Annotated in this window: 13 protein-coding genes and 4 tRNA genes; 10 read left to right on the forward strand and 7 right to left on the reverse strand. The window is 68.8% G+C overall.

Annotated elements, in window-relative coordinates:
• Positions 1–6: 6 nt before the first annotated feature.
• Together ON38_RS16235 and ON38_RS16240 are read left to right on the forward strand one after the other, a co-directional pair.
• Positions 7–2,373 (forward strand): molybdopterin-dependent oxidoreductase, encoded by a 2,367-nt coding sequence (locus tag ON38_RS16235; protein ID WP_039825671.1) that lies wholly within the window; start codon positions 7–9, stop codon positions 2,371–2,373.
• Positions 2,374–2,801: 428 nt separating this feature from the next.
• A complete protein-coding gene (locus ON38_RS16240; protein WP_157181791.1) occupies positions 2,802–3,848 on the forward strand; it encodes a methyltransferase domain-containing protein in 1,047 nt (348 codons plus the stop codon).
• Positions 3,849–4,151: 303 nt separating this feature from the next.
• Here the strand turns inward: ON38_RS16240 and ON38_RS16245 are convergent, their stop codons facing one another.
• Both ON38_RS16245 and ON38_RS16250 read right to left on the reverse strand, forming a co-directional pair.
• Positions 4,152–5,252 (reverse strand): CapA family protein, encoded by a 1,101-nt coding sequence (locus ON38_RS16245; protein ID WP_039825654.1) that lies wholly within the window; start codon positions 5,250–5,252, stop codon positions 4,152–4,154.
• Between the two features lie 101 nt (positions 5,253–5,353).
• The gene (locus ON38_RS16250; protein WP_085995426.1) at positions 5,354–7,663 is read right to left on the reverse strand and encodes an MMPL family transporter; all 2,310 of its coding nucleotides are present in this window, start codon (positions 7,661–7,663) and stop codon (positions 5,354–5,356) included.
• A 262-nt stretch (positions 7,664–7,925) separates the two neighbouring features.
• On the opposite strand from ON38_RS16250, the gene ON38_RS16255 reads away from it, so the two are divergent.
• From ON38_RS16255 to ON38_RS16265, 3 genes are read left to right on the forward strand one after another with little or no spacing between them, the layout of a single operon-like run.
• Positions 7,926–14,321, forward strand: a complete 6,396-nt coding sequence (locus ON38_RS16255) for a type I polyketide synthase (protein WP_039825655.1) — start codon at positions 7,926–7,928, stop codon at positions 14,319–14,321.
• Positions 14,322–14,346: 25 nt separating this feature from the next.
• Positions 14,347–15,747: a condensation domain-containing protein gene (locus ON38_RS16260; RefSeq protein WP_039825656.1), complete on the forward strand. Its 1,401-nt coding sequence runs from the start codon at positions 14,347–14,349 to the stop codon at positions 15,745–15,747.
• The gene (locus ON38_RS16265; protein WP_039825657.1) at positions 15,744–16,427 is read left to right on the forward strand and encodes a hypothetical protein; all 684 of its coding nucleotides are present in this window, start codon (positions 15,744–15,746) and stop codon (positions 16,425–16,427) included. The genes ON38_RS16260 and ON38_RS16265 overlap by 4 nt, the downstream gene beginning before the upstream one ends.
• Positions 16,428–16,555: 128 nt before the next feature.
• On the opposite strand, the gene ON38_RS16270 is transcribed toward ON38_RS16265, so the two are convergent.
• Positions 16,556–16,627: transfer RNA gene (locus tag ON38_RS16270), tRNA-Val, on the reverse strand.
• A 316-nt stretch (positions 16,628–16,943) separates the two neighbouring features.
• Here ON38_RS16270 and ON38_RS16275 point away from each other — a divergent pair.
• The 3 genes from ON38_RS16275 to ON38_RS16285 all read left to right on the forward strand — a co-directional run bounded on the left by ON38_RS16275 (position 16,944) and on the right by ON38_RS16285 (position 17,207).
• Positions 16,944–17,016 (forward strand) — tRNA-Gly (locus tag ON38_RS16275).
• Between the two features lie 44 nt (positions 17,017–17,060).
• A tRNA-Cys gene (locus ON38_RS16280) sits at positions 17,061–17,131 on the forward strand.
• Position 17,132: 1 nt separating this feature from the next.
• A tRNA-Val gene (locus ON38_RS16285) sits at positions 17,133–17,207 on the forward strand.
• A 65-nt stretch (positions 17,208–17,272) separates the two neighbouring features.
• Here ON38_RS16285 and ON38_RS16290 read toward each other — a convergent pair.
• Positions 17,273–18,379 carry a baeRF11 domain-containing protein gene (locus ON38_RS16290; protein WP_039825673.1) on the reverse strand — a complete coding sequence of 369 codons (1,107 nt, stop codon included), beginning with the start codon at positions 18,377–18,379 and terminating at the stop codon, positions 17,273–17,275.
• Positions 18,380–18,677: 298 nt separating this feature from the next.
• Here ON38_RS16290 and ON38_RS16295 point away from each other — a divergent pair, with 298 nt between their 5' ends.
• Positions 18,678–19,898, forward strand: coding sequence for a sigma-70 family RNA polymerase sigma factor (locus ON38_RS16295; RefSeq protein ID WP_245564067.1), 1,221 nt, complete (start codon positions 18,678–18,680; stop codon positions 19,896–19,898).
• Positions 19,899–19,936: 38 nt separating this feature from the next.
• Here ON38_RS16295 and ON38_RS16300 read toward each other — a convergent pair whose 3' ends face one another.
• Entirely contained in the window at positions 19,937–21,196 is a 1,260-nt protein-coding gene (locus ON38_RS16300) for an FAD-dependent monooxygenase (protein WP_039825658.1), read from the reverse strand.
• Between the two features lie 77 nt (positions 21,197–21,273).
• Between ON38_RS16300 and ON38_RS16305 the strand changes: the two genes are divergently transcribed.
• Entirely contained in the window at positions 21,274–21,858 is a 585-nt protein-coding gene (locus ON38_RS16305; RefSeq protein WP_039825659.1) for a TetR/AcrR family transcriptional regulator, read from the forward strand.
• 41 nt (positions 21,859–21,899) lie between these two features.
• On the opposite strand, the gene ON38_RS16310 is transcribed toward ON38_RS16305, so the two are convergent.
• Both ON38_RS16310 and ON38_RS16315 read right to left on the reverse strand, forming a co-directional pair.
• A complete protein-coding gene (locus ON38_RS16310) occupies positions 21,900–22,781 on the reverse strand; it encodes a hypothetical protein (RefSeq protein WP_245564068.1) in 882 nt (293 codons plus the stop codon).
• 182 nt (positions 22,782–22,963) lie between these two features.
• Positions 22,964–23,917, reverse strand: coding sequence for a LysR family transcriptional regulator (locus ON38_RS16315; RefSeq protein WP_174372424.1), 954 nt, complete (start codon positions 23,915–23,917; stop codon positions 22,964–22,966).

Here is a 23,917-nt window from a genome sequence, read left to right on the forward strand (position 1 = left end):
ACCATGATGACCCAGCCGCTCCCGACCGCGACCCACTGGGGCAACTTCCTGATCGGCCGTGACGGCGACAGCGAACTCCGCGTCACCCCCGCCGGACCGGACCCCGACCCCTCGCCGATCGGCCGCTCGCTCACCGCCACGCACGACCCCGATCACCGGGTCGCCCGGCCCGCCGTCCGGCTCGGCTACTACCGGGACCGCGAGCACAGCGACACCACGCTCCGGGGCCGCGAACCGTTCGTGGAGGTCGACTGGGACGAGGCGTTGGATATCGCCGCCGCCGCCCTGCGGTCCACCCGGGAGCGCGCGGGCAACCGCGCGATCTACGGCGGGTCCTACGGCTGGGCCAGCGCCGGCCGCTTCCACCACGCCCAGGGACAGATCCATCGCTTCCTGCGGATGTTCGGTGGCTACACCGCCTCGGTGGACACCTACTCGTTCGCCGCCGCGGAGGTCACCATCCCGCACGTGCTCGGAATGAACGCCTACTACGCGGCCCGGCAGTCCCCCACCACGGAGGAGATCGCCCGGCACTGCGCCCGCATCGTCTTCTTCGGCGGGGCGGCGGCACGAAACGCGCAGGTCAATCCGGGCAGCTTCGGCGCCCACGGTTATCGCGATCACCTCGCGGCCCTGCGGGCCGCCGACGTCGAGACGATCAATATCGGACCCGTCCGCGACGATCTCGAGCCGGTGCTCGCCGCCCGCTGGATCCCGTGCCGGCCGGGCAGCGATGTGGCGATCATGCTGGCCCTCGTGCACACCCTGCTGACCGAGGGTCTGCACGACCGGGCCTTCCTGCACCGCTACACCGTCGGTTTCGACCGCTTCGCCGACTATGTGACCGGGCGCTCGGACGGAGAACCGAAATCCCCGGAATGGGCGGCGTCGCTGTCGGAAGTACCGGCCACCGAGATCCGGGAGCTGGCCCGGCTGCTGGCCCGGGAACGCTGCCTGATCGGGCTGCCCTACTCCCTGCAGCGCGCCGAACACGGGGAACAGACCTATTGGGCCGCGTGGGCGCTGGCCGCCGCCCTCGGCTATATCGGTCTACCGGGTGGCGGCGTCCTCATGGGCACCGGCAGCGGAATGACCAACGGGATGCAGCGGCGCCGGCTGCCGTTCGAGGTCGCCGCCCTGCCACAACCGCCGAATCCGGTCGCCGAGGTGGTCCCGGTGGCGCGGCTCACCGAGATGCTGGAGCGCCCCGGCGCGACCGTCGACTACAACGGCCGCGTCCTCACCTATCCCGATATCGACCTCATCTATTGGGCCGGCGGCAACCCGTTCCACCACCATCAGGACCTCAATCGGCTGCGCCGCGCCTGGTCCCGGCCGCGAACGGTGGTCGTTCACGAGATCAGCTGGACCTCCACCGCCCGCCTGGCCGATATCGTGCTGCCCGGCACCGCCGCCCAGGAACGGGAGGATTTCGCCGCCGGGGTCGATCACTGGCTCTCGCCCATGCGCGCGGCCCTGCCGCCCTACCGCGAGGCGCGCGACGATTACGCGATCTTCGCCGCGCTCGCCGACCGGCTGGGTTTCGGCCCGCGCTTCACCGAAGGGCGCACCGCGCGGCAGTGGGTGGAGCACCTGTGGCAGATCACCGCCGACAACGCGGCGGCCGCCGGTATCACCCTGCCCGGCTACCGTGAGTTCCGCTCCGGTGCGCCGATCGATCTGCGCCCCCGGCTCGCCGAGAGCCGGCACGTGCTCGAACGGTTCCGCGACGACCCGGACCGCCATCCGCTGGGCACACCGTCGGGCCGGATCGAGATCTTCTCCCGCACCGTCGCCGACTTCGGCTACCCCGACTGCCCCGGTCACCCCGCCTGGCTCCCCGCCCGGGAATGGCTCGGCAGCCCTCGCGCGCGACGTTTCCCGCTGCACCTGCTCTCCCACCAGCCCGCGACGCGCCTGCACAGCCAGCTCGACTACGGCGCCACCAGCCGGGAAGCCAAGATCCGCGACCGCGAACCCCTGCGCATGCACCCGGCCGACGCCGCCGCCCGCGCCCTACGTGACGGCGATATCGTCCGCGTCTTCAACGACCGCGGTGCCCTCCTCGCGGGCCTGCGGCTCACCGACGCGGTCCGGCCCGGGGTCGTGCACATGGCCACCGGCGCCTGGTACGACCCACTGGACCCCGCCGACCCCGATTCACTCGATATCCACGGCAACCCGAACGTCGTGACAAACGACATAGGCACCAGTTCTCTGGCCCAGGGGCCTTCTGCCAACAGCTGCCTGGTCGAGATCGAACGTTACGACCGTGAACTGCCGTCTTTACGAGTCCGCCGGCCTCCGGAGCTGGTCACAGCCGACCGGCTCGCGCCGGCAGAATCGACCGATATCCCGCAGAAACCCGTTTGATCCTCCGGCCGTGCAGCTGCATGTCTTGCTCGATGTCTGCCGGAAGATCTCTGTCTCAGAGCTTTTCATAGACTGTCCCGCATTGTATGGATCGACGACAAATCGGATGCACAGCGATCTAGTCGATCCCGGATTCGGCGGGCGAACCAGACGGCAAGGCGGTACAGCTGTGCTCAGTCGAGCGGGACGGGTTCGGCCGCAGCAACTCGAACGAATCGGCCGAGGACCCGTACTCGTCCAGGGCATCCAACCCCACACCCGAACGGCAAGGAGATAGATGTGCGGGTCGCTGTTTTCTCAGGTATCGACGCCGGGCACAACCACCGGCCGCCGACAGACCCGGCCGGTTCGACCGCGCCCGACCGGTCGACTTCCGCCGCCCGGGCAGCGCACTGGTGAGCAACGGAGTAACAAGAGTCTTGGCCCAGGTGATCAACGACCTGAAAAGCACGACAAGAAAGCTGACGGGAGCATGGCGGGACAACGGTAGAGGCTTCGCCGACTCGCTTGTACACGGAAGCGACACGGAGACAGGAACCGACCGGCGAGCCGCACATGTGGTGAATACCGGAGTCGACCGGCCCGAAGCACTGGGGCCCCGGCGGCCGGATGTCCCGGCCCACCCGCACCGGGGCCGAGCCGACCCGGACCCGGGCACCGATCACCGGACGCCCCGCCATGATCCGGACCGCGCCAGGCGGGAATCCATGTTTTTCGAGGCGGATCCGGAACGGCGGGCAGCCGCCCGGGCGGAATGGCTGGCCGATCTGCGGCGACTGGTCGCCCGAGGCGACTACCGGCAGGCAGACCGCGAGTTCGAACGCGTCCTCGGACTGCCCGAGTACACGTTGTACGGGGCCCCGAAGAACGGCCGGCCGCCGGAGCAATTCACCGATGGCAGCTTGATCTCGAAGGTTTCCGGAAGTTTCGGTGGGCGCGACGATGTCTACCCCCCGCAGCCGTCCAGCCTCAGGCACCTGACCTGGTCCGAAAGGGTCCTGCGCCTGAGCCCCGACGACGTCCTGCTGGACATCGGATCCGGCACCGGCACGGCTATCGATTTCTTCGGGATGTTCACGGAAGCCAAGAAGGTGTACGGCATGGAGATAGAGCCGGACTACGCCGCGTTCGCCGATCGGCGCGCAGCGGACCTGGGCTTGAATCATGTACACAGCCTGCACAAGGACATACTCGAGGAACCGCTGCCCGACGACGTCACAGCCGTCTATCTGTTCAACCCTCTCGGTTCGACCGGAGATAACGATGCGGTGGGCACTGTAGCCGACAAACTGGTGGACATGGGCGCGTCCAGACCACTGAAGGTCGTCGTCATGGGCCCCGATATGGCCAGTCGCCTGGAGGCGAGCGGCGCCTTCACTCTGGAGAGTGAGAAAGACTTCTCCTACCTTATTCAAGGTAGGCCCGCATCGTCTTCCTGGAAGTTCTTCACGAGCGGCCGGGCGGCAGGGGCTTGATCCCGGGATCCCGCGACCGACCCGACAAGGGTCCGGATACATCGCCTCATTGAGAGCCGGGCAGTTCGCCCGCACGAAAGACGCTGTGACGGGCGGCTTCCTGGGGTCCGCCGCGGATGCCCCCGGAATCGGCCTGCTCCTCGAACCGAATCGCATGCGCCGAGGTCCACTGCGCCGACTTCCCCACCACGTCGAGAGTGTCTTCTGTTCCCGATGGGTCGCCGCAGGTGTCCGGAGCGGAACGCTCGCACCACCGGCACCGGTCGCTTTCCGAAGTATCTGCCGCAGAACATGAATCGAGCGTCAAACGGCAGGTTCGACGGTCAGTAGATCGTCGGGCCCGATCTCCACCCGGGTGCCGAAACGGTGGCTGATATCGGCGAGCCGGGTTCTCAGCCATTGCGTATCCGATCGCCCCGTGCGCTCGAGCCGGAGGCGACGGATACGTAGCGGCAGCATACGCAACACCGCCGGGCCGGCGGTGCCGAGGCTGACGAGATACAACAGCCGTAGGTCGGGCCGGTAGGACTCGTGACCGCCGATCCCTTCATAGTCGTCGATCACGTCCCCACATCCGTACAGGATCGGTTTGCCTCGGTATATCTCGATCGGCCGAGGATGGTGCGCGGAGTGGCCGTGCACGATATCGATACCGGTGTCGATGAGGCGGTGGGCGAACTGCCGCTCGCTCAGGCCGGTGCCATAACCCCAGTTCGGCCCCCAATGGATCGAGACGATCGTCGGTTCACCGGCCCCTTGGTGGGCCGCCAGGTGCGCCGCGATCTCATCGGCGTGACGCACCGAGGGATGGTCGATGCGCCGAACTCCGGGACGGCCGGTGGCGGCGGCCCAGTCCGCAGGGACGCCACTGGACCGGGTCGATATGGACACGATCAGGATCCGGCGCCCGTCCGGTAGCGGCACTACGGCGGGCTGTTGCGCCGCCGCGAGGTCGGCTCCCGCCCCCACGGCTCGAATATTCACGCCCGCCAGCGCGTCGAGTGTGTCCATCAATCCGCCGATACCGAAATCGAGAGCATGGTTGTTGCTCAACGCACAGACATCGGGGGCGAACGCGCTGAGTGTCGGCAGATTGCCCGGCTGCATCCGGTAGTGGATGGCTTTACCGGCAGCGAAGTCACCGTCCGCGGTGATCGCGGTTTCCAGGTTGATCAGGCGTACGTCGGGCGCGAGCTCGTCCAGCAGGCCCGGCACCTCACCCCATACCCAGTCGTATCCGCAGGGTCGCGGCACCGGTCCGTGGGCCCATTCGGCCAGTTCGACATAGCGCCGGGCGTCCCGGACCCACGGCTCCCGCAGTTCCGGAGCTCCCGGATGCGGCAGGACCTGGTCCACGCCACGGCCCAGCATCACATCGCCACCGAGGAGCACCGTGACCGTCATACCCGCACCACCTCGGCCCGGCACGGCTGCGAGCCGACGCGCCACACCGGGGCGATCACGCGAGCATTCCGGCGCGCCCCGAATTTCATACATAGAAGCTATCACCAGGGGTGCCGCGGCGACGCCGGCTCGACGGTGTGGGCGGTAGACCCGGGCGCCGCCGAACCCGGCGCATCGGAGGGCGGCCGCTTCCCGGTCTCGGTCGGCGGCTCCGAGTCCCTACTGGGAGCCCGTGGCTCGTCGGCCCCGGGGACGCCGGTGTCCGGCGGGTCGTCACGACGAAGCCGCTCACGCCACGGCCCGGGCGCCCACCAGGAGACGGCACCGCACATTTTCATGAGCGCGGGGACCAGCAGGACGCGCAAGATCATGGCGTCGATGAAGAGCGCGGCCACCATACCGACCGCGATGTACTGCATCATGACCAGGTCCGACAGTGCGAACGCGCCACATACGACGAGCAGCACGAGCGCGGCGGCGGTGATGATCCACCCGGTGCGCGCGATGCCGGTGCGCACCGCCTCGGTGGTCGACGCGCCCGCAGCCCGGGCCTCCACGATGCGGGCCAACAGGAACACCTGGTAGTCGGTGGACAGCCCGTAGATGACCGAGACGATCAGCACCAGCACCAGCGCCATGATCGGCTGTGGCGTGAAATCCAGCAGACCGGCGCCGCCGCCCCGGACGAAGATCCAGGTGAGGATGCCGAGCGTGGCGCCCAGTCCGAGCAGGTTCAGGAAGCCGGCCTGCACCGGCAGCACCAGCGACCGGAAGGCGAGCACCATGAGCACGGTGGTGATCGCGAAGACCAGCGTGATCATCAGCGGTAGCCGGGCAAGCAGCGCGTCCACGCTGTCCCGTTCCACCGCGGACTGCCCGCCGACGAGCACACTCGTGCCGTTCGGCACGGGCATGGAGCGCAGATAGTCCAGTGTCCGGTCGGCATCGTGGGTGTCCTCGACCGCGGTCGAGGTGGTGAAGACGCCGAGGCGTGATCGTGCCTGCAGGGCCGGTGGGAAAGGCGCTTTCAGATCGGGTGCCTCGTTGGCCCGGTCCACCACCGTCTCGATGGCCGTGGGGTCGTGCGTGATCACCACCAGGTCGACCGGATTGATCTGGCGCAGCGGGAAGGTTTCGTCGAAGTGCTGCTGCGCTTGGCGGGTCGGATGCTGTGGCGGCAGCAGACGTTCGGAGATCCCGCCGAACGCCACATCGCGTACCGGAGCGATGAGCACGAGCAGGATCGCCACCACCGGCACCGCCACGAGCAACGGTCTGCGCATGACCCATCCGGCGACCCGGCCCCACGGATTGTCCCGCTGGTCGGTATCCGCCCGCCGCGCGTGGAACCGGTTGCAGCCCAGCCGGTCCACTCCGCGGCCGAGCACCGCCAGTACCGCGGGCAGCACGGTGACCGACAGAGCGGCGGCCAGCGTCACCGTCACCATGGCCCCGAGTGCGAACGAACGCAGGAAACCGTGCGGAAACAGCAGAATCGCACTCGAGGCGGCCACCACGATGGTCGCCGAGAAGAGCACGGTGCGTCCCGCGGTGGCCACCGAATGGCGCACCGCGTCCGGCACCTCGCGTCCCGCCGCCAGTTCTTCACGGAAACGGCTCACCACGAACAGCCCGTAGTCGATGGCCAGGCCGAGGCCGATCATCGACACCACCGGGGAGACGAACGAGTTCACCTCGGTGAAATGAGTGAGCAGCCGGATGATCCCCCAGGCCCCGAGCACGGTCAGCCCGCCCACTATGAGCGGCAACGCGGCGGCCACCACACCACCGAAAAGGAAGAACAGCAGCACGGCCACCGCCGGAATCGCGATCAACTCCATTCGCCGCTGGTCGTGCGCCATGGTGTCGTTGAGCGCGAGCGCGACCGGTTGCCCGCCCGCCACCTCCATATCGATACCGGGAACAGTGAGGTGATCGGCGACCTTCCGGTAGTTGCGCAGCACCGTCGTGTCGTCGTCGCCACGGACGGCCACCGAGGCGAAGGCGTGGTCTCGCTGCTCGGTGCCGAAAACATCCGGCACCGCCAGGCCGGTCTCGGTGGGCCAGTAGGACCCGTTGATCCCCCCGATTTCTGCCGGAAAGCGCTGCGGCAGATCATTCAGATGGCCCACCACGGTCGCGGCGAAATCCGGATCGTCGATGGTCGAGCCGGCGGGAGCGTGGAACAGCAGGATCACATCCGCGACGTGATTGCGGCCGAATGCCTCGTCCTTCGCCCGCAGGGCACGCGCGGACTCCGAACCCGGATCGTCCCAGCCGCTGACGCCGAGATGATCGTCCAGTCCGAGACCGTAGCCACCGAGCGCGAGCAGTGCCGCGACGACCAGTCCGATGACGACGAACCGTCGCCGGACGATCAGATCCATCCAGCCGGTGAACTCGCCGGACAACACCGCCTCCCAACCGCAAATAGTGCTCCGCACACAGGGCCGAACGTCGAAACATAGTCCGCCTCAGCGGAATCCACAGGCGGTGCGCCGAGACATTCGATATCCCACAAACGGAGCTCCGGTCATTTGTGAAGTGCCCCGGAAGCATGTCGGCCCGCGTGTGACAGCCATTACGCTGACGCCGTCGCCAACTGCGCAGGCATGTTCACCGGTTGCCCGAATTCCGTTGGTGCTCAGTTCGTTCCGTCTCGGAGGGATGTGAATGTCGGATATCGCAATAGTCGGCATAGGGTGCCGATTCGCGGGCGGGATCGACTCACCCGACACCTTTTGGGAATTCGTTATGGATAAACGCGACGGCGTGGTCGAGATGCCCGCCGATCGCTGGGACTACCGCCGCTATTACGATCCCGAGCCGCGAACGCCGGGTCGTAGCTACACCAAGCGTGGCGCCTTCATGACAATCGATCCGTGGGAATTCGATCCGGACTTCTTCGGCATCTCCCCCCGCGAGGCGACCGTGCTGGATCCCCAGCAGCGCCTGATGCTGGAAGTGACCTGGGAGGCACTCGACGATGCCGGGATCGCGCGCCGCGCGGCCGGCGGATCGGTCGGTGTCTACGTGGGCGGTTTCGTGGTGGACCAGTCGGTGATCGGGGTGGTGGGCCCCGCGCTCTTCCACACCGATATGCACACCCCGGCCAGCGCGTCCTACACCATGCTGTCCAACCGGATCGCCTACGCGCTCGACCTGCTCGGGCCGGCGGTCACGGTCGACACCGCCTGCTCGTCGTCCCTGGTCGCCTTCCACCTGGCCTGCCAGGCGCTGCAGAACGGCGACTGCGAGGTCGCGCTGGCCGGTGGCGTGAATGTCATGCTGCAGCCGGAGACCTTCGTGCTCATGTGCAAGGGTGGTTTCCTGGCGGCCGACGGGCGCTGCAAATCCTTCGACGCCGCCGCCGACGGCTACGGCCGCGGCGAGGGCGCGGGCATGGTGGCGCTGAAGAAACTCGACGACGCGGTCCGCGACGGTGATCGGATATACGCCGTGGTCAAGGCGACCGGGTCCAACCAGGACGGCCGCACCACCGCGATCACCGTACCCAATGTGGACTCCCAGGAGTCGCTGGCGCGCGCCGTGTGCGCCCGGTCCGGGCTGGCGCCGGAGTCGATCACCTATGTGGAGGCACACGGCACCGGCACGCTGGTCGGCGACCCGGTGGAACTACGCGCGCTGGGCCGTGTCTTCGGCGCCCCGTCGGGGCGCACCGAGTCGCTGGGGGTCGGCTCGGTGAAGTCGACCCTCGGGCACACCGAAGCCGCGGCGGGTATCGCCGGCGTGATCAAGGCGGCGCTGGCCCTCCGGCATCGCACCGTGCCGCCCCAGGGCTGGATCGACCGGCCCAACCCCGACATCCCGTTCGACGAACTGGGACTGCACGTCCAGCTCGACGCCGAACCGCTGCCCGCGCACGCCGGGCCGATGTCCGTCGCGGTCAACGGCTTCGGCTACGGCGGCACCAACGCACACGCCATCCTGCAGGAGTACCGCGCCACCGTGGTCGGACCCGCGCCGAAACCGCGGAACTACGGTGTGCTCCCGCTCTCGGCCCGCAGCACCGGTGCGGCCCGGGCACTGGCCGGCCGGTTCGCCGATCTCCTCACCGAGGGCGCCGATCCCGACCGGCTGGCCGAGGCCGCCTGGACCAGGATGGCGCACCACCAGTACCGCACGGGCATGCTGCTCGGCGACACCGGCGACCTGGTCCGCGAATTGCGCGCTTTCGCCGGCGGGGAGGGCCGCGACGCCGTACGCACCCTCGTCGCGCGGACCACCGAGCCGGTGTTCGTGTTCTCCGGCATGGGCCCGCAGTGGTGGGGTATGGCGCGCGGATTGCTCGCGGCCGACGGGGTTTTCGCCGCGGCCGCCGCGGAGGTCGACGCGGAGTTCCGCGCGATCGCGGGCTGGTCGATCATCGAGGAACTGCTGAAATCCGAGGAAGACTCGCGGGTCACCGCCACCGAGGTCGCGCAGCCCGCCAATTTCCTGGTCCAGGTGGCGCTGGTGCGCGAACTCGCGCAATACGGTGTCTTGCCCGCCGCCATCGTCGGCCACAGCGTGGGTGAGGTGTCGGCGGCCTACATCAGTGGCATGTTGTCACTGCCCGACGCCGTGCTGGTCGCCTACCACCGCGCCCGGTTGCAGGCCACCACCGCGGGTTCCGGCGGGATGCTCGCCGCCGGCCTGTCCGCCGACCGGGCCCGCGAACTCGTCGCCGACGACCCGCGAGTGGATATCGCCGCGATCAACAGTGCGAGCTCGCTCACCCTCTCCGGCGATATGGACCGGCTCGACGACCTCGCCGAAAAGCTCACCGAGGAGGGTGTCTTCGCACGTCGCCTGCGGGTCGAGGTGCCGTATCACAGCCGCCTCATGGATCCGATCCTGGATGAACTGCGCACGGTACTGGCGACGCTGCGCCCGCAGGCACCGGCGATTCCCCTGTTCTCCTCGGTCACCGGCGAGCAGGTGACCGGTCCGGACTGGGACGCCGGCTACTGGTGCGCCAATGTGCGCGAGCCGGTGCGGTTCGCCGACGCGATCACCGGGCTCATCGCCGATCGCCGGGTCTTCCTGGAGGTCGGACCCCACCCGGTACTGTCCGGCAATATCCGCGAGACCCTGCTGGGCGCGGATGTGAACGGCACCACGGTACCCACGCTGGACCGCAGGAATCCCGATTCGGAGAGCGTCCGGCGCACCCTGATCGGCCTGTACGGGGCGGGAGTCCTGGACCTGGACACCCTGTTCCCGGCGAGCGCGACCGCCACCCCCCACGTACCGCTGCCGCGGTACCCGTGGCAGCGGACCCGGCTGCACTCGGCACTGCCACTGTTCGAGCAGGCCCGGCTCGGCACCCCTGACGGCTACGCCATGCTCGGTGATCCCGATATCGAGGGCAGGCCGGACTATCTGCTGCAGGTCGGCACCGAACTGCTGCCGTGGCTGGTCGATCACGTGGTCGACAATGTCAAGATCATGCCCGGTGCGGCCTACCTGGACGCGGCCCTCAGCGCGACCGCCCGGCGGCTCGGTGTCCAACGCGTCGCGCTGGAACAGGTCCGCTTCATCGCCCCGCTGATCATGGGCGCTCCGGACGTCCCCCTGGTCTCGCTGACCGTCGAGGAGGCGAGCGGGCGGTTCGTGATCCGCTCCCGTTCGGCCACCGGCACCGCGTGGACAGTGCACGCGACCGGACGCACCCTGACGGGTAGCCACAAACAGACCAGGGTGGAGGTCCCGCACATCGAACAGGGCGTGGATGTCGACCCGGCGATGTTCTACCGCGGCCTGGCCGCGGCGGGGCTGCAGTACGGCCCGTCGTTCCAGCGTGTGCTCACCGCACGGGTCGGCCGGGACGCGGTGGTGGCGACCGTCGACGGCAGTATCGCCGCGGACTCCGGCCACCTCGCCCATCCCGCCGTCGTGGACGCCGCGATGCAGACCGCCGCGCTGCTGTTCGCCGAATCCCGGGTCGACGAGGGCACCCTGGTGCCGGTCGGCGTCGCCGCGGCACGATTGGTCGCGCCACTACCCGAGCGGGTCACCGTGGTCGCCCGGCGCGACCCCCGCGCCCGGCTCCGGGCCGACGTGGACCTGCTCGACGACGAGCACAATCTCGTGCTGCGGTTGTCCGGCCTGCAGATCGGGCCGCTCACCCCGGGCCAGGATCCGCTGCGGCGCATGGCCGATTTCTTCTATGTCGAAACCATGGAGCAGCGGGATCCGCTCGACACCACCACGCTGCCCCGGGATCCGGTGAGCACGGTGGTGATCGCGCTCGGTGGTGCGAACAGTCGCGCCGAGGCGCTGGCCGAAGCGATCCCCGGTGCCCGGCTCCACCTCGCGGGGCTACCCGGCGAGGAGCCTGCGGCCGGTCTCACCGCGACACTGACAGCCGCCCGGGCCGATACCGCCGGCCGGCTGCACGTGATCGTCGTAGCCGGCGCCGCGCACGACGACGTCGCCGACCTGTGGGCCCTGGAGCAGGTCGCGGTGGCGATCGACGCGTTCGCGCACCCGGAGAACACCGCGCAGGGGGCGGAGAGCGTATTCGGCGACGGGGAATGCCACGTCACACTGGTGACCGAGCAGGCGTTCGCGGTGCCGGGCCACACGGGGCCGAACCCGGAGCAGGCCGCGCTGGTCGGCGCGCACCGGGTGCTGCTGAACGAACAGACCGCGCTGCGCTGGCGGCTGGTCGATGTGGAACCGGACACCGGGACCACCGCTCTGCTCACCGAACTCGCGGTCCCCGGGGCGTTCTGGAGCGACAACACCGACGAGGTCGCGCTGCGCGGCGGCACCCGGTGGACCCCGGTGGTGACCAAACCGCTGCCGGATCGCCTGGAAGCCCTCGATACCGCCGCGCCGCTCACCGACCCGGCGGCCAACTTCGGGCTGGAAATGCCGCGCACCCGGGTGCTCTCGGCGCTGGCCTGGCGCGAATGCCCGCGGCCGGAACCGGCGCCCGGGCAACTCGAGGTCCGGATGAAGATCATCGGCCTGAACTACAAGGATCCGCTCAAGGTCATCGGGCTGCTCGGTGAACGCGAACTGTCCCCCACCTACTTCGGCACCGTCCCCGGAATGGAGGGCGTCGGCGAGGTGGTGCGAGTCGGACCGGATATCACCGATATCGCAGTGGGCGATCAGGTCGCGATCGCCGCCAAGGGCATGATGCAGCGCTTCGTGATCGTGGATCGGGAACGAGCCATCCCACTGCCGCCGGACGTCGACCCGGCCTATTGCACCAGCACCATCGCCTTCGGCACCGCCGAGTACGCACTGCACGATCTGGCCCGGCTGGAACCGGGCGAGACGGTGCTGATCCACGGCGCGGCGGGCGGTGTCGGCACGGCCGCCATACAGGTCGCCAAAGAACGTGGGGCACGCATCATCGGCACCGCGAGCACCGACGAACGCCGGGCCCACGTCCTGTCGCTGGGCGCCGACCACGCGATCGACTCCCGGTCGCTGAATTTCGTCGACGACGTACTGGAGATCACCGGCGGCAAGGGCGTCGAGGTGGTGCTGAGCAGTGCGCCGGGCGAGATCCTCCGCCAGAACTTCAACGCCGTAGCCGAGTTCGGCCGCATCGTCGAGGTGGGCAAGGCCGATATCTACACCGGCGGCCTGCTGGAACTCGCCAACTTCGACAAGAACGTGGCGTACTACTCGATGGACCTGGACCGGTTGGTGGCCGTGGACGCACAGCGGTTGATCACACTGCTCCAACGGGTCTACGAGAAGGTGCTGGCCGGCACCTACCGACCGCTGCCGTACCGGTTGTTCGAAACCGGCGAGGTGGCCGGCGCCTTCGAGGAAACCATCCGGTCGACCGGTCTGCGGCGGATCGCGCTGCGCATGGATTCCCCCGAGCCTCCCGTGCGCCCGCACTTGCCGGAGGTCGAAATAGACCCGGCGGGAACCTATCTCGTCACCGGCGGGTTCGGCGGGTTCGGCATGGCCATCGGGCGCTGGCTGACCCTGCGCGGGGCCCGGCGCCTGGTGCTGGTCGGTCGCGGCGGCGCCGGTACCGAGGAGGCCCGCAGGCAGCTGGCCGCCTGGCATACGGCCGGGGTCGAGGTCGTCGAGGAACGAGCCGACGTCACCGACGCGGCGGCCGTCGCGGCGATCGTCGCGCGGGTACACTCCCCGCACGCCCCCCTGCGGGGAGTGTTCCACGCGGCCGGCTCGGTGGCCGACAACCGGTTGGCCGCCATGACATTCCAGGAACTGGACGTGGTGTACCGGCCCAAGGTGCACGGCGCCCGGATACTGCACCGGGCCGTCGCCGACGCCGGCATAGATCTGGACATGTTCGTGCTGTGCTCCTCCGGCGGCTCCATGTACGGGATCTACGGTCAGTACAACTACTGCGCCGCCAATGTCGCGGTGGAGACCATGGCCCAGCAATGGGCCGCGGCGGGCGAGCGTGCGCTGTGCGTCGGCTGGGGTCACCTCTCGGGCGCGACCGGCGGCATGGCGGCCGACGACACCGCGGTGAAATATCTCGATCTGGTCGGCTTCGACCCGATCGATATGGCCGACGCCACCGCCTACCTGGAGCAGGCGCTACGCCTGGGAGTTCCGCGCGCGGGCATCATCCCGACCGACTGGGCCAAGCTGACCGGGACCTTCCCGCAACTCGCCCGCACCGGCCGCACCCTCGCGCTCGCCCAGGTCTCCGCCAGAGACACCTCGGAACTGGCCCAGTTGCGGGCCGAGGTGGCCGCGATCGAGGAAGGCAGACGCGGCGCCTTCGTGGCCCGCAAGATGGCCGAAGAACTCGCCGTCGTCATGGGCGTTCCGGTGGAGTCCATCGATATGACGGTTCCGGTGCCGGAACTGGGCCTGGATTCGCTCATGGCGGTGGAGCTCGGCGCCCGGGTCACCAAATCGCTCGGCATCGACCTGATGTCGTTGCAGATGGGGCGGTCGTTCAGCCTGGAGCAGGCGGGACCGAAGGTGGCCGAGCTGATCCTGGCCGCGGAATCCGCCAACGGCCGGGCGGTGCCCGATCCCGCCGCGCTGATCGCGGAATCCGCGCCCGCCGGCCCGGCCCGGCCGGTCCCGGTGGGAGCCACATCGTGAGGGGCAGTCGAAGCGAGGATGCGCCATGGTCGAATTCGGCCTGATCGACGAATGGGAACCGGCGGCGGGACAGTTGACCAGCTGGGTCGCGTCACCGGAATCGGTGGCCCGCGCCCGGCGGGCCCCGGTCCACCCGGCCCCGCCGTCGCATCAGCAGGAGCAGTATCTGCGGCGGGCCGATCAGCACGCCGCCGCGGAGTTCCGCTACTCCGGCCTCTGCGTGGTGACCGCCGAGATCCCGGCCGGTGAGCTGGACCGCGACGCGATGACCCGCGCGGTCAACGCGTTCCTCTTGCGCCACGACACATTCCGGACCTGGTTCCGGATCGGCGCGGACGACACGATCGAGCGGCACCTGGTACCGCCGGAGGACGTCGAGTTCGTGCCGGTGGACTGTGGCCGGGTCGACAACCCGCGCACCGTCCGCGAGCACGTGCAGAAGACGACACCGGGACCGTTCGACTGGGACTGCTTCACCTTCGGCGTGATCGAACGCGCGGAGTCGACCACCGTCTACCTCGCCGTCGACCACCTGCACACCGACGGGTTCGGACAGTACCTGTCCGGCTTCGACCTGGCGCTGCTCTATGCCCGCGAAGTGTGGCCGGAGGCCCCGGACATGTTGTCGCCGGCGGCGAGCTATCTGGACTACTGCACAGCCGAGCGGGCCTACACCGGACAGATGTCGCTCACGTCACCCGGTGTGCGCAAATGGCTGGAACTGATCAGCGGCAACGAGGGCAGTCTGCCGTCGTTCCCGCTGGACCTGGGCAGACGCACCGACACGTACAACCGCAGCGCGCACCGCACAGTGACCCTGTTCGACGAGTCCACCGCGCTCCGGTTCGAGCAGCGCTGCCGCGGGAACGGCGCCGAGTTCGTCGGCGGCATCTTCGCCGCGGCGGCGCTGACCGAACGAGAACTGATCGACAGCGACTACTACTTCGGCATGACCCCGGTCAGCACCCGCAGCAGTCCCGCCGAACGCGCGTCGGTCGGCTGGTATGTGACTTTGCTACCGGTGGCGTTCCCGCTGGCCACCGCATCCTTCGACCGGGTGGTCCGGCTCGCCCAGCACGCCTACGAGAACGGGCTGCGGCTGGCGCCCACCTCGTTCCAGCGGGTGGTCGACCTACTGCCCGCCGATTCCGAGCTGGACCTGGAACCGGGCTGGTCCTGCCCGATGATCTCCTACGTCGATGCGCGGGAACTGCTGGGCAACGAGTTCTTCGATACGGCGAAATGCGGGCTCTACGCCAATCGCGCCGCCTCCGAACAGGTGTTGATCTGGATCAACCGGCTGGCCACCGAAACCACGCTCAGCGCCATCTACCCGGACACGCCGATAGCGCACGACTCCGTCGAACGCTATGTGCGGACGCTTAAAGCCGTCTTCGACGCGGCGGCCCAGGAGGGAAACCCGTGAACGACTCCATCTTTCGTGATCCAGGGATCCCCGACGGAGAGAAATCCGTCTATACCGTGAGCGTCGCGCACCAGCCGTCGACCCTGGAGTTGATCAGCGCCGTCGGCCACGACCGCGACGGCTACCGGGCGATCGTGCAACTCGGCTCCGGCAACGGGCACTTCACCGTCACCGTGGAGCAGCGCTTCCAGCGTGCCGCCGACCGGCTGCTGGCGGCCGAGTACCGGGCCGAGACCCGTTCCGGCGCCACGGTGGTCAGCCGCGAAGAAGCCGATTTCCTCGGCACCACCCACCTGCAGTTCGGCGGCGGGATAGCACCTTTCCCGGCCGATCTCATGCCCCTGGCCGGCGGCCTCACCCTGCTCCGCGGCCTCGACTTCGCCGAAGGCGCCGAGGAGCACATCGCCCTGTGGCTGAGCTTCTCGGTATCCATTCCGATCAGCGCGAGAACAGAGCAGCGCACCGCGGTCGACGTACCGGCCGGGCGGATCGACTGCTGGCAGGTGCGGCTGAAACCGCGACTGTCCGGGCTGAACGCCATGGTGGAAAAGATGCTGAGCGGCTTCCTGCCACCCGCGGTGGCCCACGTGGAGGTGGCCCCACCACACCGCATGGTCCGGTTCAGCTTCCCCACCGGCCCGATGCCGTGGGACGCCCGCGGCCTGATAGAGCTGACCTGAGTCCGTACTCCATGCGGTCCACATACGATGCCGCCGCTACAGCTCCGTGGCCCGTTCGGCGCCCGGAACCACCCACGGCCCGGAACAAAGAACGCCCCCTGACCCGATGGGTCAGGGGGCGTTCTCGGTGGTCCCAGCTGGGATCGAACCAGCGACCTTCCGCGTGTGAGGCGGACGCTCTCCCGCTGAGCTATGAGACCGGGAGGTACCGCTCGGCGGGATTTCCGATGCCCTCCGAACGAGTACGAACCTTAACACGCACCACCCGTTCGCCACCAAATCACCCGGTTGTCATTCACCCGGCATACCGGCCGGGGGTCTCAGAGCACATTCGGGACAGCCGGTGCGGACCCCGACCGCCCGGCTCGCCGGCATGGGCCGCACCCCGTACCGCCGGAAAATGACAAGTTTGTGATTTACCGGCATCTACCAGGCGATTTGTAGGTTTCGCCGAACGTCGGCTAATGTTCTGTCTCGCAGCACGGAGGACCGAACGGGCCACCGGGGTTGCAAAATGCGGATGTAGCGCAGCTGGTAGCGCATCACCTTGCCAAGGTGAGGGTCGCGGGTTCGAATCCCGTCATCCGCTCGAGAGGTAGGGCCAGGCGCATAGAATGCCTTCCCCCTTTGCGCGGTGGAGTGGCCGAGTGGTGAGGCAACGGCCTGCAAAGCCGTGCACACGGGTTCGATTCCCGTCTCCACCTCGCGCGATTAGCTCAGCGGGAGAGCGCTTCCCTGACACGGAAGAGGTCACTGGTTCAATCCCAGTATCGCGCACCAGTTCATATCACTCGAGAGGCACTTTCCGAACATTCGGAAAGTGCCTCTGCTGCGTTTCGGAGCGGCTACGCCGCGTAGCGGAGTATGCCTGCGATCTGCGTCCCGTCGGGCAGGTCCGCCGCGCGCACGGCGAGGACCCGGCCACCGGTGAGCAGGACGCGGCGGCTGATCTCGTCCAGGATGCCGGGCGCGTCGGCCGGCTCCTGTTCGGCGAATGTGACCGCGCCGTCGGTGGATACGGCGCCGGGCACCGACGCGTCGATATCGACGAGCAGGGTGTCGACAGCGCCCGCGGTGGCCGCGCGGGCCAGATCGGAGATATCGGTGGCGGCCCGACCCTCGCTGCGCCGGCGGTCCAGCAGTTCGATCAGTTCGGACAGTTGCGCGGCGTAGTGACGGTCCAGCACCGGCCGGGCGCGTTCGGCGAGTTCCTGGTCGGAGGCGTGCTCCGGGTTGCCGGGAATGCTTTCGGCGAGCAGACCGTCGTAGCTGTTCACCGAGCGGAAAAGGGAGTCGATCGGTTCGGTGGCCGCGAGGATCAGCGGTACATGGCGGCCGGACAGGAAATCGCGGAGTTCGGTATCGATGGCGCGAGCGTACTGGCGGACCCGCATCTTGCGGCCCTCTTCTCCCTGGACGCGGCGCTTCGGGGCCCGGTCGCCCAGGCTCGACTTGCCGGCGTGTGCGGCCGCGCTGTCCGGCAGACCGGGTATCCGCACCGTATACGCCGGCTTGTCGGCGGTGACCTCCACCAGCCGGACACTGCCTTCGGCGAGCGCCAGAACGAACGCCGACTGCGGGAAGGTGACCGCGCGGAGCAGGCGTTTGAGGTAGAAGCGATCGCCGACCGTGATGGAGGCGTTCAGCTCGTTGGGCAGCCGGAAGGTGCGGATGCGGGTCGGTGTGGCGAGGGCGACCAGGGTGCGCGACTGGTAGCGCCAGAACTCGGCGTCGTCGATGTGGACGTCGAACTCCTCTTCCAGAGCGGTCCGCGCCGCCGGGTCGGAGACCTGGTCGAGCGCCTGCCGCACCTGGTCCCAGAACGCGATGCGGCTGCGGTCCGAATCGGCCGTATCCGATTCGGTGGGGGTGTAGATCGACACGCACCAGTCGTCGGTGAGAGCGGCGAGCGCTTCGATCTCGCCGCGAGTCGGGATATCGGTGTGCAGCACGAAATCCTCCACATCGTGGGGTCGGCGCGCCGAATCCCGTGGAACCGGGGATCGCGGCGGCGGGTCGTGGCGGGCTCATCCGACGGGGTGCGCTTCGCGAACCCCGGCCGATGGGTCCGGTACTGCTCAGGGCGATTACTCGGCAAACCTCATTAGAGCACAGGGCGACCACGGGCAGCCGGTACGCGACCACCGGCCGGGCGGTCGCCGCGGCCACGGGGATTGTCGGCGGGCAAGGTTAAGCTGACCCGCACGAACTCGAGCCGACCGGTCCGCCGGGTCCCGACAGGGGGTGTGTGTGCAGACGGAACCAGCCCGTGACGTGATGCCGGACGGTCCGGCCGCCACGGACACCGGGGAATCGTTCCCGGACGATCTCCGTGAGCATCTGTCCTTCGAGCTCGAGGAGTGCGGCCACGCCCTGGCCGAACTGGTGGACGATTACGCGGCAGACCGAGAGCGGGCCGCGACGATCCTGCGACTGCGGCTCGGTATCACCGGGGACCGCCCCGAAACGCTCACCCGTATCGGCGCCCGACTGGATTTCGCCCGGGACCGGGCCCGTCAGCTGCACACCAAGGCGGTGGGCGAACTGCTCCGGCACACCGCGCGTTCCGGGCGGCTGCCGGTGCCCGAGTACGCCCGGCGCTACCCCGTGGGCACCCGGGATTCGGCCCTCACTCGGGCGCTGCTTGCCGAAACCTACGCCACGGATACCGATATCGCGGTGAACGATCTGTCGTACCTCAAACTGCGGCTGGCGGGGCATACCGCGGCGGACGCGAAGCGGGTCGCGGGTTTCGTCACACAGCGCATCGTGGGCTGGCGTAAGAAGACCAACCATCTGCTGTCCCGGCTGCGTACCGACGGGGAGCCCGCCGGGCCACCGGCGCCCTGGCTCGACCGGATCGACTGGCCCACCGGAAAGGGTTCGCCCGCACCGCTGCCCACCACCCCGGCACGGACATTCGATGTGGACGACGACGGTCGCGGCCGGTTCTACCTATCCAAACCCGGACGCGATATCGGTTTCGACTCCGGGCTCGAGGCCCGGCTCCTGCGTCTGCTCGATGCCGACGACCGCATCCGGAACTTCCAGGAGTATCCCGATGCCGTCGGGTACCGGGTCGACGGCACGGAACAGTTGCATTTCCCGACCGTGGTCGCCGAACTCACCGACGGCCGCCGGGTACTGATCGACGAACAACCGCTGGGGCATATCGGTTTCCATGTGAACCGGGCGAAATCCGCGGCGGCCCGCGCCCGGGCGCACGAGAACGGCTGGGGCTGGCTGCTCTGGACGGGCAGCCATCTCGGCGAACCGGATCTGGCGGCCCACCGGGTGCCCACCGGGCTGGAGAACCGGCTCACCGAAATGCTCGCCGAGGGACCGGTCCGATTGCCCGCACTGCGACAGGTGCGGGCGGATACCGGATTCGACCTCCTGGACCTGATCGCACTGGTCGTCCGCAACGAATGGCGGTGGGAACGGGGCCCGTTCCGATTGACGGCCGGATAGCAAGCGCACCCTCGGGGCCTGGACCCGGCGGTATCCGTTCAGGCCGACGGCGCAGGTCCGGCGCGGAAACCATCGGGCCGCCTTGAACGGGCACGCGGAAGCGGATCGGGGACGGCGAACGACGAGAGTGTGCTGCTCGCGCTGCGGGACATCAGGCGGGCACGGATCCCCCGCGGAACGTGCGGGAGCACGCGCATCGCCGTTTCGCTGAACACCACCTGGGCCCGGGAGCGTGGAATGCCCCGGCGCAGCACCGCGGGCGCGACCTCGCGACAGCGCCGGGCGTACGCGTCGACCTGCGCCTGGTAGGCGGGAAAGGCTACCGAATGGTCGCCGTCCGCTTCGGCCAGCGCACGGGCGAGGAGGTAGGCACCCACCACGGCGAGCGAGGTGCCGCCCCCGACCGCCGGTCCGGGTGCGTACCCGGCATCGCCCACCAGCGCTACCCGCCCTCGCGACCAGGTGTCCAGCCGGATCCGGCTGATGGAGTCGAGATAGAAATCCTCGGCGCGGTCCATCTCGTCGAGCAGCAGCGGTATATCCCAGCCCTCGTCGCGGTACTCCCCGCGCAACAGCCGGCGCTGGGCGTCGATATCACGAGGGTCGTGCTCCGGTCCCTCGCCGCGCCGGAACAGGAACACCGCACGGGCCAGGCCGGTCTGCCGGACCGGATACATCGCGGCGATCCGGTCCACGGCGTTGTACAGCAGCGTCCGCCCGGCGAGTTCCCGATAGTTCGGGAGCGTGCCCACGGCGAAGTAGCCGCCCAGGTGCTGCCGCCAGCGCCGCTCCGGTCCGAAAATCAGTTCGCGGACCCGGGAATGCATACCGTCGGCCCCGATGACCAGGCCGAAACGGGCATGATCACCACTGTCGAACCGCACCTCCACCTCCTCGCCGTGGTCGGTGAGCTCGGCGATCGAATCACCGAAGCGGTACTCGACGCGGCTGCCGGTGGCCCGGTGCAGGATCGCCGCCAGCTCGCCGCGCATGATCTCGAGATGCCGCCCGTCGGCGAAAGCGTCCGAGATATCGCGCAGATCCACAGTGATCGACCGTTTGCCGGGCCGTTCGAGCTGGAGCGCGGTCGCCTCGGTACTCGCTTCCCGTAGTGGCTCGAGCAGGTCCATATGACCCATCACTGCCGTCGCCGGGGCGAACAGATCCACTGCGTGACCACCCAGGCCCAGCCGCGGGGAAGCGGTTCGCTCGACGACCACCGGCGTGAAGCCGAATCGATCGAGCCAATAGGCGAGGACCGGCCCGGCCACGCTCGCACCGGAAATCAGGACGTCCATACGGCCCCCTAGTTTGTTTACTTATCGGTAGGTAAGTTAGTTTACTTACCGGGCGGTCAACACGCTAGGGTGAAAAGGTGGCGAGACCCCGATCCAGCGAAACCCGTGAGCGCATACACGCCGCGGCGCTCGAACTCTTCACCGCGCGCGGTATCCGGGAGACGAGCCTGCGCCAGATCGCCGAACAACTCGGGCTCACCAAACCCGCGCTGTACTACCACTTCTCCTCACGCGAGGAGCTGTTGCGCAGCCTGGTACAACCACTGTTCGACGACGCCGAGGCCGCGATCGCCGCGGACGAGGCCCGCGCCGACGACGGACCGGTGGACGCCCGGGAACTGCTCGGACGCTATTTCGACGTCTCCTACCGGCATCGCGCGGTCACCGCGCTGCTACTGCGCGATATCGCGCCGCTGGCCGAACTCGGTTTCCTCGATCGTGTCGTGGACTGGCGCCGGCGGCTCACGACCCTCTTGGTAGGTCCCGACGCCGGGCTCGGCGATCGGGCCCGCGCCATCGTCGCGCTGGGCGGACTCGGCGACTGCCTGGTCCTGCTCGCCGATACGCCGGTGGAAGAGCTGCGCGTCGCAGCGCTCGACGCGGCCTGCGCCGCGCTGGACAGGGGGAAGCCCGCGGCGGACCCGGCGACCCCCGCACACTGAGATCCGCCCGGCCGGTACCGAACCGGGCCGGGCGGTCGGCGTCAGGGTTTGACCAGCATGGTCGCGGCAATGAAGGTCGCGAGTAACAACATGACGAAAACCGTGATCAGCTGCCAGTTGTCGATGGTTTTGTGCAGGCGCCGGATAGTGTCCTCCAGTGCGCGGTGTACCCGCCGCTCGTCGGCGATCCGGCGATCCACCGCCGCCACCTCTTCGGCCTGCGCCCGGGCCCGCTCCGCGGTTCGCTCCATCCGGGCCACGGTCCGGGCGATCTGGCGCTGCTTCTCCCGCACCGCCTGCCGGGCCACGGCCAGCGCGGTGCGCTGCGACATCAGTTCCAGCCGCTGCTGTTCGAGCAGCAGTGCCTGGGTCCTGGTGTGCTTCTCCCAGTCGGTCACGGCCGCCCATCCCTTTCTCAGGTGATCGCGGTAGCCCCAGGCGACCTCACCTGCCACCCACTCCCGCAGAAACTCTCGTAATTCGTAGGGCCGCGCGGCCGGTACGACCAGACCGGTGGGGCCGGTTTCCAGCATGCCGCTCACGGCGCGGTACTCACACGAGGGTGGCGCGAGATCGGCGATACCGAGAGCGGGCAACTGGGACACCCAGAAACCGGGCGCGCACAACCACAGCACGTTCGGACACCCCAGTGCCCGCAGCCGTTCGGAATGTTGTTGCGCCAGTTCCTGGGTCAGTGGGCCGGTGCGCACCTCGATGGCGAACTGCTCGGTGCCGCGCCGCCACCACACATCGACAGTGACCGGTCCACAGCGGCGGTCCACCACCGCCTCGTCGGCGCCGAACGCGAGCAGCCGGCTCGCCAGCCAGTACTTGAGTCGCTGCGCATCCCACTGCGCCTCCACACAGTGCGCGCAGCCGCACCCGTACCCGGAAGTGGTCTTCTCATCGGTGTCCGTACCCACCGAACCGTCGGATATACCCAGGTCGGACAACATCGTCCGGCGCCCGCACCGAATATCAGTCCGCCGCTTCGTCTGCATGCGACCACCCATCTAACCCGTCCCACCATGTCGGCCCGACACCACACCGACGTATTCCAGGGTGCTCCACAGAGGCCGGTCGACGCCAGGTTTCTGCACAGCAGTTACCCAGATGGGACCCACTCGACTCTCACCCCCGGCGGTGTCCCGGTCACCGGATCGGCGGCGGCCAGGGCCGAACGCACCAGGGTGCGCAACCACGCGTGCGCGGGGTCGGGGGTGTTGCGCGGATGCCAGGCCAGCGAAATCGTCACTTCCGGAAGCGGCAACGGGATCTCGAACGCGCACAGACCGAATGCGGGCAGGGCGGTCGCCGCCACGACCGCGGGGGCCGGGCACACCGCGACACCGGAACGCACCGCCAGCAACGCCGTTGTCAGATCGGGGACAGTGGCCACGACGCGGCGGGTGCGGCCGTGCAGGGCGAGCCGGTCGTCGATGGGGCCGCGGGCGATCCCGCGTGCCGACACACTGATATGGGCCGCGGCGGCGTAGGCGGCCACGGTCACCCGCTCGGTGACCAGCGGATGCCCGGGCGCGGCGACACCGATCAACCGATCCCCGCGTACTCGTTCCACGCGGGTCTGCGGATCGGTCTGCGCGATCACCCCGACCTGGGCGTCGATCCGGCCGTCGCGCAGCGCACTCGCCGAACCGGCCGTCTCGCCGGGCACGAACCGCAGGGTCACACCGGGTGCGCGGGCCCGGACCTCGGTGAGCAGCCGGGCGGCGAGTTCGGGCAGCACCGCGTCGTCGACGTAGAGCGCGAACTCGCGGACCAGGGCGGTCGGGTCGACGGTATCGGGTTTCGCCAGCAGCGCCCGTCCCTGTTCGACCAGCGCGCCGACCTCGAAGCGCAACTCGAGCGCGCGCGGGGTCGGGACGAGTCGGCGCCCGGCCCGGACCAGCAATGGGTCGTCGTAGACCCGGCGCAACCGCGCCAGAGTACGGCTCACCGCCGGTGGGGAGGTGTTGAGCCGTTCGGCGGCCTGCGTCACGCTGTTGGTCTCCAACAGGGCGTGCAGGGCCACCAGCAGGTTCAGATCCAGATCCGGCAC

The sequence above is a fragment of the Nocardia testacea NBRC 100365 genome, from assembly GCF_000308775.1.
Classification (GTDB): domain Bacteria; phylum Actinomycetota; class Actinomycetes; order Mycobacteriales; family Mycobacteriaceae; genus Nocardia; species Nocardia testacea.